The organism is Alteribacter populi (assembly GCF_002352765.1).
Taxonomy (GTDB): Bacteria; Bacillota; Bacilli; order Bacillales; family Salisediminibacteriaceae; genus Alteribacter; species Alteribacter populi.
In genome coordinates this window covers 1707207-1720116 of sequence record NZ_KZ293963.1, presented here as the reverse complement: position 1 = coordinate 1720116, position 12910 = coordinate 1707207, and the positions used below count along the sequence as shown (strand labels likewise).

10 protein-coding genes are annotated in these 12910 nt (G+C 39.6%); 9 read left to right on the top strand and 1 reads right to left on the bottom strand.

Annotated elements, in window-relative coordinates:
• Window positions 1–14: 14 nt before the first annotated feature.
• Window positions 15–1124, bottom strand: coding sequence for a sporulation integral membrane protein YtvI (gene ytvI, locus CDZ94_RS08380; RefSeq protein WP_096436071.1), 1110 nt, complete (start codon window positions 1122–1124; stop codon window positions 15–17).
• A gap of 144 nt (window positions 1125–1268) precedes the next feature.
• Between ytvI and CDZ94_RS08375 the strand changes: the two genes are divergently transcribed.
• The 9 genes from CDZ94_RS08375 to mutM all read left to right on the top strand — a co-directional run bounded on the left by CDZ94_RS08375 (window position 1269) and on the right by mutM (window position 12870).
• The gene (locus CDZ94_RS08375) at window positions 1269–1718 is read left to right on the top strand and encodes a DUF441 domain-containing protein (RefSeq protein ID WP_425352560.1); all 450 of its coding nucleotides are present in this window, start codon (window positions 1269–1271) and stop codon (window positions 1716–1718) included.
• Between the two features lie 410 nt (window positions 1719–2128).
• Window positions 2129–3244, top strand: a complete 1116-nt coding sequence (citZ, locus tag CDZ94_RS08370; RefSeq protein WP_096436067.1) for a citrate synthase — start codon at window positions 2129–2131, stop codon at window positions 3242–3244.
• Between the two features lie 199 nt (window positions 3245–3443).
• Window positions 3444–4706: an NADP-dependent isocitrate dehydrogenase gene (icd, locus tag CDZ94_RS08365; protein ID WP_425352529.1), complete on the top strand. Its 1263-nt coding sequence runs from the start codon at window positions 3444–3446 to the stop codon at window positions 4704–4706.
• A 32-nt stretch (window positions 4707–4738) separates the two neighbouring features.
• Window positions 4739–5677, top strand: coding sequence for a malate dehydrogenase (gene mdh / locus CDZ94_RS08360; RefSeq protein ID WP_096436063.1), 939 nt, complete (start codon window positions 4739–4741; stop codon window positions 5675–5677).
• A gap of 134 nt (window positions 5678–5811) precedes the next feature.
• Window positions 5812–6291: a MaoC/PaaZ C-terminal domain-containing protein gene (locus CDZ94_RS08355; RefSeq protein WP_096436061.1), complete on the top strand. Its 480-nt coding sequence runs from the start codon at window positions 5812–5814 to the stop codon at window positions 6289–6291.
• 225 nt (window positions 6292–6516) lie between these two features.
• A complete protein-coding gene (locus CDZ94_RS08350) occupies window positions 6517–7236 on the top strand; it encodes a response regulator transcription factor (protein WP_096440677.1) in 720 nt (239 codons plus the stop codon).
• Window positions 7229–9016, top strand: a complete 1788-nt coding sequence (gene pnpS, locus CDZ94_RS08345; RefSeq protein ID WP_096436059.1) for a two-component system histidine kinase PnpS — start codon at window positions 7229–7231, stop codon at window positions 9014–9016. The genes CDZ94_RS08350 and pnpS overlap by 8 nt, the downstream gene beginning before the upstream one ends.
• 367 nt (window positions 9017–9383) lie before the next feature.
• Complete coding sequence (gene polA / locus CDZ94_RS08340) at window positions 9384–12011, top strand: DNA polymerase I (RefSeq protein WP_198546703.1); 2628 nt, start codon at window positions 9384–9386, stop codon at window positions 12009–12011.
• Between the two features lie 28 nt (window positions 12012–12039).
• Window positions 12040–12870, top strand: a complete 831-nt coding sequence (mutM, locus tag CDZ94_RS08335) for a DNA-formamidopyrimidine glycosylase (protein ID WP_096436055.1) — start codon at window positions 12040–12042, stop codon at window positions 12868–12870.
• Window positions 12871–12910: the final 40 nt, after the last annotated feature.

The following is a 12910-nucleotide window of genomic DNA, read 5'->3' as shown; positions in this document are numbered from 1 at the left end:
TGCTTTTCTTAAAATTATCCGGATGTTTTATCGATTTTGACAAACTGCCATAACCCTTGAATGATTTCTGCTCTTATCATCGACTGAATAACGATTAAAATCATCGGCCCAAATAGCAATCCGAGAAACCCAAACCATTGATAGCTTAAAAAAAGTGTTAACAAGAGTGGGATAGGATGGACACCAATATGTTTGGAAAGCACCTTAGGCTCGGCTATTTGCCGTTGAAGTACAACGATTGCATATAACACACTCAAGCCAATTGACAACAGCCATTCCCCTGTAAAAAAGCTATACAATATCCAAGGGATAAAAATAATCCCTGTTCCTAAATAGGGAAGTAAGTCAATGATTGCCAAGAGCAAAGCTGCTGTTATCGCGTGCTCAATGCCAATAATAATAAAGCCAATTAGGACAATAAAAGCAGTCATGGAAACGAGAATACCTTGGGCAAAAAAATAGCCAAATAATGATTTTTTCCACTCGTTCAATAATCTAACTAGGTATCGGTCTGCTTTTTTCGGTACGAGCTGGTTGTACCAATGAAGGATTAATGGCCAGTCTTTTGTAATAAAAAAAGTAGAAAGCAATGAAAATAACATGATTGTAATAGTATTAGGTAAGCTTAACAATATTTCGGCTAAACCATTAAAAAATACTTGAATAAATTCTCCGGCCTTGTGGGTTATTTCACCGGTCAGGGTTTGTAAAGATTGTGTAACCGTTTCCTGTTGGTTTGTATTTAGTGTTAACACGAGATCATTGACCCGTTCATACAGAGGTAAAAAAGTGACAGATATCCAATTTTCCATTGTATAAACAAAATTCTTTATATGATCAGGAAGGACACCGGAAAGGTAGAGCAGCCCATTGGCAACTTCTACCGCAATTAAGGTTGTAAATGTTAAACTAACAAGGAGCATGGCAAACATCGTCATCAGTACCGCAACAGATCGGGACCAATTAAACCTCTTCTCCATCTGATTGACGATAGGAATAAGGATCAACGCGATAATAAAGCCAATAATAAAGGGGTATAAGAATCGAACGAGAGTGTATCCTATGGCGATAAACAATAGTGAGAAAAAAATGACAATCACTGCTCGGATTAATTGTTCGAGCATTTGTTTTGTATTAATTTCGATGCTCCCCCTTCCCTTGTTTTTAATACTCTATGTGAACCAAGGGATAGACATGCCTGCTTGTACAAAAAGATGAGATTTAGATGTTTAGGAGGACTTTTTTTGTTTACACCAGCAACTGTATTTATGCTTATTTTATTAGGAATCGGGCTGATTGCAAAAAATCAGTCGCTAATTATTGCAGTCGTTTTTTTACTTATTTTAAAGTGGATAGGGTTAGGTGATAAAGCTTTTCCTTTTATTCAACAAAAAGGGATTCATATTGGTGTGACGATCATTACGATTGCAGTACTCGTTCCTATTGTGACGGGGCAAATTGGATTTAAAGAACTTACTGAAGCAACGAAATCCTCTTATGCATGGGTTGCGCTTGCTTCTGGAGTATTTGTTGCAATAATTGCAGCCAGTGGGGTAGAACTATTAAAAGATGACCCCCACATAACAGCTGCACTCGTATTTGGGACAATTTTAGCTGTGGCTGTATTTAACGGAGTTGCAGTAGGGCCATTAATCGGCGCCGGGATTGCGTATATGGCAATGAAAATTGTGTCATTTTTTAGCTCTATAAGTGGTTAAATTTGTCGGTATACGTGAAGTGTCAAACAAATTAAAATAATAGTATAAGTTAGAATGTTGGTTTGTTTTGAGAATTTAAAGTTCACAAAAATAAGAAAAGTAGTTATAATAATAGTTGACTGAAGAAAATGTGAGTGTAATGATTTGTGAAGACTGTCTTTTTAAATCTTTATAGAAAACGCTTATGTTTCACTTCCGATCATTCCTACATATTCCTACCCATGTACATAAGGTCTAGGGAACTATTTTAGTAAAGTGAATAAATGCAGGGAACCTGACATTTTTCTTACCCCGTGATCCGCTCGATGGAAGAAGTTCCATGTTGAAGATCACATACCGGAGTTTTTGAAAAATCGTTATGGGAATAACACTTTGATTCCCGAAAATATTGAACTAAAGGAGAGGTTGGTATGAGTACAACAAAAGGTTTAGAAGGTGTTGTCGCAACAACATCCAGCGTCAGTTCGATTATCGACGGAGTATTAACTTACTATGGATACAACATCGATGACCTTGCTGATCATGCAAGTTTTGAAGAGGTTGTCTATCTTCTTTGGAATCATAAACTTCCAACTAAAGATGAGTTGAATTCGTTCCAAAAGGAACTTAATGGTTATGCATCAGTTCCTGATGAAATATTGCAACAATTGAAAACGTATCCAATTGATAAAGTACATCCGATGGCGGCATTGCGTACTGCTGTATCTAATTTAGCTTTATTTGATGATGAAGCTGATGATACATCTAAAGAGTCAAATCGTAGAAAAGCGATGAAACTACAAGCGCAAATTCCAACTATCGTCACGGCATTCGGCCGAATTCGTGAAGGGAAAGAGCCGGTTGCACCAAAAGAAGGTCTAAGCTTTGCTGCTAATTTCTTGTACATGCTTAACGGTGAAGAGCCTGATGAAATATCCATCAAGGCATTCAACAAAGCTTTAGTGCTTCACGCGGACCACGAATTGAATGCGTCTACGTTTACAGCACGTGTATGTGTTGCCACTCTATCTGACGTATATTCTGGTGTTACTTCTGCGATAGGTGCATTAAAAGGACCATTACATGGGGGAGCAAACGAACGTGTAATGGCGATGCTTTCTGACATTGGTGATGAAAGTAAGGTAGATAGTTATATCCAAACAGCATTTGATAATAAAGAAAAAATTATGGGGTTCGGTCATAGGGTATATAAAAACGGCGATCCACGTGCGAAACACCTTAGAGAAATGTCTCGTCAGTTAACAAAAATTACAGGTGAATCTAAGTGGTATGATATGAGTGTCCGTATCGATGAAATCGTAACAAACGAAAAAGGTTTATTACCTAACGTCGATTTCTATTCCGCGTCGGTTTACCATAGTTTAGGCATTAAACATGATTTATTTACGCCGATATTTGCAGTTAGCAGGGTATCTGGCTGGCTTGCTCATATTCTTGAGCAATACGACAACAACCGCTTAATCCGTCCACGTGCTGAGTATGTAGGTCCGGATAAGCAAGACTGGATTCGTTTAGAAGATCGTTAATTATTTTTGGATACAGCCTTTGTTAAAAGGTAAGCGTTTATAATAAGTAGCCCTACTATGTTTTTATTACTGAACTTTTGCAAAATGATCATGAATGTTAGACAATAAATGAGGGGAGAAAGAAAGATTCTTCATTTGGAGTTCTAGTTTCGATCTCTTCTCATTACATATTGGAACGATACTCAAGGAGGTTATTAACATGGCAGAACGTATTACAGTTAACAACGGGGTACTAAACGTACCTAACAACCCGGTTATTCCATACATCGAGGGAGATGGTATCGGGCCGGACATTTGGGCAGCAGCATCTCATGTTATTGAAGCAGCTGTAGACAAAGCATATAACGGCGAGAAGAAAATTGAGTGGAAAGAAGTATTAGCTGGGGAGAAAGCCCATAATAAAACTGGCGAGTGGCTTCCAGATGAAACTTTAGATACGATTCGTGAGTATTTCATAGCGATTAAAGGTCCACTAACAACACCAATTGGTGGCGGAATTCGTTCATTAAACGTAGCCCTTCGTCAAGAATTAGACTTATATTCTTGTGTTCGTCCTGTTCGCTGGTTTGAAGGTGTACCATCTCCAGTAAAGCGCCCACAAGATACAGATATGGTTATTTTCCGTGAGAATTCTGAAGATATCTATGCAGGTATTGAGTATGAAAAAGGAACAGATGAAGCGAAGAAGTTAGTAGACTTCCTTCGTGAAGAATTAGGTGCTGATAAGATTCGTTTCCCTGAAACTTCTGGAATCGGTATTAAGCCTGTTTCTGAAGAAGGGACTCATCGCCTTGTACGTGCGGCAATTCAGTATGCGATCGAGGAAGGCCGTAAGAGTGTAACGTTAGTACACAAAGGAAACATCATGAAGTATACAGAAGGTGCATTCAAGAAGTGGGGCTACGAGCTAGCTGAAAATGAGTTCGGAGATAAAGTTTTCACATGGGCAGAGTATGACAAAATTGTTGAAGAGAAAGGTCGCGAAGCAGCTGATCAAGCACAGTCTGAAGCAGAAGCTGCTGGTAAAATCATCGTAAAGGACTCAATTGCCGATATCTTCTTACAGCAAATCTTAACTCGTCCAAAAGAATTTGATGTTGTCGCGACAATGAACTTGAACGGAGACTACGTTTCTGATGCACTTGCAGCGCAAGTAGGCGGAATCGGAATTGCACCGGGAGCTAACATTAACTATGACAGTGGACATGCTATCTTTGAAGCAACACACGGTACAGCTCCTAAATATGCAGGATTAGATAAAGTTAACCCGTCATCTGTTCTGTTATCCGGTGTTCTTATGCTGCGCCACTTAAACTGGAATGAAGCGGCTGATATGATTGAAGCTTCTATGGATAAAACAATCGGAAGTAAAGTTGTTACTTATGACTTTGCTCGATTAATGGAAGGCGCTAAAGAAGTAAAATGTTCAGAGTTTGCTGAAGAACTAATTAAAAACCTTTAATCTTTGCATAGTGAAAAGGGAGGGCAAACAAAATGACAATTAAACGTAGAAAAATTACAGTCGTTGGCGGTGGATTTACAGGAACTACAACAGCATTAATGGCCGCTCAAAAAGAATTAGCAGATGTCGTTCTCGTTGACATTCCTAATAATGAAGATCCAACTAAAGGGAAAGCGCTTGATATGATGGAAGCTTCCCCGGTCCAAGGTTTTGACTCTAACATTATCGGAACGTCTGATTACAAAGATACAGAAGGCTCTGACATCGTTGTTATTACAGCGGGACTTCCTCGTAAACCGGGGATGAGTCGTGACGATCTTGTAAGTACAAACGCTGATATTATGAGAAAAGTAACGAGAGAAATTGTAAAATATTCTCCTGATTGCTACATCATTGTTCTTACTAACCCAGTAGATACGATGACGTATACCGTATTTAAAGAGTCTGGCTTCCCTAAACACCGTGTATTCGGTCAATCTGGAGTTCTCGATACGGCGCGCTTCAGAACGTTCGTAGCCCAAGAGCTTAACGTCTCAGTAGAAGATGTTTCTGGCTTCGTTCTTGGCGGACACGGTGACGACATGGTACCAATGCTCCGTTACTCATACGCAGGCGGTATTCCACTAGAAAAATTAATTTCTAAAGACCGTCTTGATGCCATTGTTGAACGTACAAGAAAAGGCGGCGGTGAAATTGTAAACCTTCTTGGAAACGGAAGTGCTTACTATGCACCTGCAGCCTCTATTGTTCAAATGGTAGAAGCGGTTCTAAAGGACAAAAAACGTATCTTACCGACGATCGCTTACCTTGAAGGCGAATATGGTTATAAAGATATGTACTTAGGGGTACCGACAGTTATTGGCGGTGGCGGTATAGAAAAAATACTAGAGCTTGATTTAACTGAAGAGGAGAAAGTACAGTTACAAAAGTCTGCTGACTCCGTTAACAGTGTTTTAGGGCTTGTAAAGTAACGACAGTTGAATACATTGAGAATAAATCCGGTTTATAAGCCGGATTTATTCATACTTAAACTTGTAAGCGTTTACTTTGAGGGCATGCTATTGAAAACAGTGTACGAAACTTTTTAATATGAAGGAGTGTAGGCATGTTTACGAAAAAAAGGAAACTCGGTCGCGGGATATCGAACCTTCAAATAGGAGAAAAGGTAGAAATTACAAAAAAGGTTGAAGATAAAGACATTCTTTTATACTTAGGCCTTTCGGATGATGCGAATCCAATTTACCTCCAGCATGACTATGCTGCAAGGACGCCTTATCAAAAACCGATTGTGCCCCATATTATGATTAACGGAATTGTCACATCGACCGTTTCTATGCACTTACCAGGAGCAGGAAGCTCTCTCGTTAGCCAGACTTTGCAGTACCCGAAACCTCTGTATCACTATGGAACATTGCAACTTACACTTGAAATTGTAAAAGTGGATGAAAAGAAGCATATAGTGACGGTAAGTGTCCTTGGAAAAGATGAGGATGATATCACAGTCGTCCACGGGGAAATGGACGTTTGTCCGCCTTACCCGTTTAAACCGGTGACTCAAGACGAAGGAACATTTGAAAACTTTTAAGCAAGTAGATAGAAAGCGGCTGCCTCATTGTGAGGCAGCCGTTTTCTATCTGTGCTTGTACACCCGCATTTTAAGTAGTAATATAAAAAGTAGTGAAGACAACTTATGAACGTTCAAAATGCTATAACGCTTACGAAACAACCAAAAATAAAAACAGATAAGTTCACATTACCTTGCTTTGCTATGACAATAGGAGGTCAAAGCATACACGGGGAGGAATTAACAGTGCCACAAAAAGTACTTGTTGTAGACGATGAAGAATCTATAGTAACTCTGCTTCAGTTTAATTTGGAACAAGCAGGTTTTTCTGTGACAACAGCCATGGACGGAAAAGCAGCCTTGGAAAAAGGACAACATGATGATTTTGATTTGATCGTCCTTGATATTATGTTGCCTGAAATGGATGGTTTAGAAGTGTGTAAGCAGCTACGTCAGAGCAAGGTCATGACACCTATTCTCATGCTTACCGCTAAAGATGATGAATTTGATAAAGTGCTCGGGCTCGAATTAGGTGCAGATGATTACTTAACAAAACCTTTCAGTCCCCGTGAAGTTGTCGCTAGAGCAAGAGCCATTCTACGAAGAACTCGGGGAGCACAAGCCACCGCCCTTAAACAGGAAAAAGAAGTAAAGAAAATGACAATTGGGAATGTCACCATCTACCCAGAAAACTATGAGGTATATCTCTTTAGTGAAGCATTAGAACTGACACCAAAAGAGTTTGAGCTATTGCTTTATCTGGTTCACCATAAAGGACGTGTTTTAACACGGGATCAACTGCTAAACGCGGTTTGGAACTATGAATTCGTTGGGGATACACGCATAGTAGATGTACATATTAGCCATCTCCGTGAAAAGATCGAGCCACTTACAAAAAAACCGATTTATATTAAAACGATTAGAGGATTAGGTTATAAGCTGGAGGAGCCCGCCATAAATGAATAGCTACCGGGCCAAGATCCTTCTCCCTTTAACGCTCGTTGTGTTTCTTGTATTGGCAAGCTTAGGAGCTCTGCTCGGCCCTTTATTTAAGGAATTTTATTTCGAGCAAATGACGGATCGTATCGAAAAAGAAGCTGACGTAGTTGCTTTTAATGTCTATCAAGCGGGTTTGGACGATGAAGGTAAAATCCAACAAATTGTGTCTACGTTAGCAGACCAACTAGATGTACGTATTACATTACTTTCAGCCGATCAGCAAGTAGTTGCAGAATCCGATGTCGAGCCTGATCATACGAAGGATTACAGCAGTCGTCCTGAAATTGAAGAAGCAGTCAGGTCTGGAAGAGGCAAAGAAATGCGCTATAGCAATACGGTTGGAGAAGAGCTTCTTTACTATACGGTGCAGTTAGAGGATGAAGGTGAAACGGTTGGCTATTTGAGATTAGCATTAGCCCTTGATGAACTCAATCGCATTTACCGAGATATTTGGGTTTTCTTATTTATGAGCTTTTCAGTCGCTTTTCTAGTAATTTTCGCACTTACGTCGAAAATTACTAACCAGATGATTGTGCCAATTGAAGAAGCGACCCGGGTTGCGAATCAGCTGGCTCAAGGGGATTTTAAAGCACGAACGTATGAAGGAGAAGCAAATGAGACGGGAAATTTGAACCGTTCATTAAATGTGTTAGCAGAAAATCTCGGACAAATTACGAAAACATACCAAATGCAACAAGAGCATTTAGAAACGTTAATCGAAAATATGGGCAGTGGATTGTTGTTGATCAATGCCAAGGGTGATATAACGCTTGCAAATCGTTCATGTAAGGATATTTTCCAAGAAGATACGAACGAGTGGCTTCATAAACTGTACTATAAAGCGATTAAACATAAACAGATTATTAAACTTGTTCAGGAAATCTTCTTGACTGAAAAAGGAAAACGTCGCCAGCTGGAATTGCCGATTCGTATTGAATTAAGGCACGTTGACGTCTACGGTGCTCCTATTATCGGAAATAATGACAGGCTCAAAGGTATCGTTCTCGTATTTCACGATATTACTGAATTAAAAAAACTTGAAAAAGCAAGGAAAGACTTTGTAGCCAATGTTTCACATGAACTAAAAACCCCGGTGACTTCACTGAAAGGTTTTACAGAAACGTTACTGTCAGGAGCTATTGAAGATAAGGAACTAAGTAAAAAATTTATTACGATTATTTCAAAAGAGTCTGATCGATTGGAAAGTTTGATTTATGATCTTCTCGAACTATCCAAAATTGAGGATAGCCAGTTTCAATTAAACTGGCAGAAGGTCGATTTAGAAGAAATGATCGAGGATGTAAAAGTTATGTTAGAGGAACCAGCCAGAAAGAAGAACATTGATTTAAAGGTGAAAATCACAGGGACGCCATTCATTGAAGGGGACCCTCTCCGCCTTAAGCAAATTATCATTAACCTGATGAATAATGCAATCGCGTATACACCCGAAGATGGTGTTGTAACCGTACGGGTCAGAGAGCAAACAGAGACTGTAGTAGTAGAAGTAGAAGACACTGGAATCGGTATGAACAAAAAAGAACTGCCAAGAGTGTTTGAGCGCTTTTACCGTGTTGACAGAGCAAGATCAAGAAATTCAGGGGGCACAGGTTTAGGCTTGGCTATTGTGAAGCACTTAGCTGAAGCCCATAAAGCTAAAGTTGATGTTTCAAGCGAAGTGAATAAAGGGACAATCTTTATGTTAACGTTCTATAAAGACAAGCTACACGAAGAAAAAAATGATAGCTAATACTATGCTGTATACCCTCTTAATTGACCGAAAGCTACATGTAGCTTTCGGTCCTTTTTTACTTTAAGAAAATTTAACTTCTCTAAAGGAATAAAGTATAAGCGCAACTAAGGTAAAGAGTTAAGAAAACATAAAAATCTACGTTTCTGTGTCTAGCTTCACGCGCGAACGTCTCGTGTCAAATAACCTGCGCGATTAAAAGTAAAAAGCATTTTTTATCGGACAGAACATTTGCATGTCGTCGGGTACACGGGCGCCTTGAGCTTTTCTTGATTGGCCTTTTTATAAATAGACGGTTGTCATATGGTTTGTATCCTACTCGAACTTTGATAAAATAAGCATATCATTATAAATTGAGGTGTTGAACTTGAACAAACTTGTTCTTGTAGATGGAAACAGTGTAGCTTATCGCGCATTCTTTGCTTTGCCGTTGTTAAATACAGAAAAAGGCATTTATACAAATGCAATATATGGCTTTACGACAATGATATTGAAAATATTAGAAGAAGAAAAACCTTCTCACATGTTAGTAGCATTTGACGCGGGAAAGACAACATTTCGTCACGAGACTTTTAAAGATTATAAAGGAAAGCGTGAGAAAACACCCCCTGAGCTTTCAGAACAGCTTCCTTATATGAGGGAGCTCCTTGATGCTTTTAACATTAAACATTACGAAATTAATAATTATGAAGCAGACGATATTATCGGGACGCTGTCAAAAAAAGCTTCAAAAGAAAACTGGGACGTCAAGATTTACTCTGGAGATAAAGACTTACTTCAGCTAGTCGATGATAATATTCATGTCGCGATGATGAAAAAAGGAATTACAAATTTAGATACATACGACATAAAACTAATTAATGAAAAATACGGTATTAAACCGATGCAAATTATTGACATGAAAGGGCTCATGGGAGATAGCTCAGATAACATCCCAGGTGTACCGGGAGTCGGAGAAAAAACGGCGCTCAAATTATTGAAGGTGCATAAAACGGTAGAAGGCGTTTATGACGGATTAGATCAGGTTTCGGGTAAAAAACTCAAAGAGAAGCTCGAAGCTAATAAGGAACAAGCATTGATGAGTAAAGAGCTGGCTACGATTATGTGCGACGCACCTGTAGAGGCTTCTTATGAAGATGCCGTTGTCGGAGAACACAAAAAAGAAAAACTTGTTTCCTTATTCAAAGAACTTGAGTTTAACTCCCTTTTAAACAAGGTCGATGGAGACCGCGAAGCAGAAGAGGTGGATATCGAGGATTTGGATATTACATACGTATCCGAGGTCACAAAGGAAATGCTTGATTCTCCGTCATCGTTAGTTGTTGAAGTATTAGAGGAAAATTATCATCAAGGTAATATCCTAGGCGTGTCTGTTGCCAATAAATCAGGAACTTACTTTATTCCAACTGACGTAGCTTTAAATAGTAAAGTTTTTTCTGAGTGGGCTAAAAATAAAGAAAGCGAAAAATTTATTTTTGATGCAAAACGAGCGGTTGTAGGGCTTGGTTGGGAAAATGTTACGCTTAATGGTGTAGCTTTCGATGTGCAAATAGCCTCCTACCTTATTGATCCTGCTTCTGGTTCGCATGATATAAGTGATATCTCCCGCAGAAAAAACAGTTTACTCGTCCAACATGATGAAGATGTGTATGGAAAAGGAAAAAAGCGTAAAATACCAGAAGATGATACACTTGCGCAGCACATATGCCGGAAAGCAGCTGCTATTTTAGCTTTACGTGAAGAATTAGATCAGGAACTTGCAGACAATGAACAAAAAGAACTCTTTTATAATCTGGAAATGCCATTATCCGTCATTTTAGGAAGAATGGAAATGCACGGTGTTTCTATTGATAAAGAGGAACTTCAAAACATGGGGTCTGAACTTGAAAAAAAATTAGCAGAAATCGAAAGTATAATCCATGAACTTGCAGGAATGAAATTTAATATCAACTCGCCAAAACAGCTAGGTGAAGTGTTGTTTGAAAAGCTGAACTTGCCTGTCGTAAAAAAGACAAAAACCGGCTACTCTACTTCAGCAGATGTTCTCGAAAAACTTCAGGACCAGCATGAAGTCGTGGAAAAAATTCTTCTTTACCGCCAGCTCGGTAAACTCAATTCGACTTACATTGAAGGTCTCTTAAAAGTCATTCACAAAAAGACAGGGAAAATTCACACGATTTTTAATCAGTCGTTAACACAAACCGGCCGATTAAGCTCGACAGAACCGAACCTGCAAAACATTCCGATCCGACTTGAAGAAGGACGGAAAATCCGGCATGCTTTTGTTCCGGAACGAGAAGGTGCTGTTATATTTGCAGCTGACTACTCGCAGATTGAACTAAGAGTGTTAGCACATATCTGTCAAGATGATCAGTTAATTGAAGCTTTCCGAGGGGATATGGATATACACACGAAAACTGCTATGGATGTGTTTCATGTAGAGCGAGAAGAAGTGACGAGCAACATGCGGCGAACTGCCAAAGCTGTAAACTTTGGCATTGTTTATGGGATTAGTGATTACGGGTTATCTCAAAGTTTAGGGATTACAAGAAAAGAAGCGAAAGGTTTTATTGAACGCTACTTTGAAAGTTTCCCTGGTGTTAAGGATTATATGGATAACATCATCGACGAGGCACGTGAGAAAGGGTTTGTAACAACGATGTTAAATCGTAGACGTTATCTACCGGAAATTACAAGCCGTAACTTTAACCAGCGTAGTTTTGCAGAACGTACGGCCATGAATACCCCCATCCAGGGTAGTGCTGCTGACGTCATCAAAAAAGCGATGGTCGATATTGCTGAGCGAATGGTAGAAAAAGAACTTAAATCGACGCTTCTTTTACAAGTACACGATGAGTTGATTTTTGAAGTTGTTCCAGAAGAAGTTGAGACGATGAAGGCTCTCGTACCTGAAGTGATGGAAAGTGCTATATCTCTTGACGTGCCGTTAAAAGTGGACGTATCCTACGGAGACACATGGTACGATGCGAAATAATTAGAAATGCAAAAAAGGATGAAGTCATATGCCTGAATTGCCAGAAGTAGAAACAGTCAAACGAACACTCGAACAACTCATCGTTGGTAAAACGATTGAACAAGTCGATGTACGTTGGCCAAAAATGATTAAGCGTCCTGATGATGCGAATGCTTTTGCAGACTTACTCAAAGGGGAGACGTTTCAGTCCATCGGCCGAAGAGGAAAGTTTTTATTGTTATATTTAGATTCATGGACTCTCGTTTCACATTTGAGGATGGAAGGACGTTACGGATTGTTCCAATCAGGCGAAGAAATTGATAAACATACACACGTCCTTTTTCAGCTCGTTGGAGATGAAGAGTTAAGGTATCGCGACGTTCGGAAATTCGGAACGATGCACCTGTTCCCAAGAGGAGAGGAGCTCAAAAGCCTCCCCCTCTCTCAGTTAGGTGTAGAGCCATTTACTGAAGCGTTCACTCCTTTTCACCTTATGCAAAAATTGAAGCGTACGACAAGGAAGGTTAAACCGGCCCTACTGGACCAAACGATCCTAGCAGGTCTTGGCAACATCTACGTTGATGAAGCTCTGTTTTTAGCCGGTATTCACCCTGAACGTCGGGCAGACTCGTTATCAGAAGAAGAAGCCGTTAAGCTTCACGGCAGCATCGTGAAAACGTTGAAGGGGGCTGTTGAACAAGGAGGATCCTCAATTAAATCCTATGTGAATGGACAAGGAGAAATGGGGATGTTTCAACAACAACTCTTCGTGTATGGAAGAAGCGGGGATGAATGTAAGCAGTGTGGTAATGAAATTATACGCACCGTGGTAGGGGGAAGAGGCACTCACACATGTCCCAACTGTCAGCCGCTTTTGTAACGGTATTAGAAATTTACTAATCACGTATGTTTCGTAACGA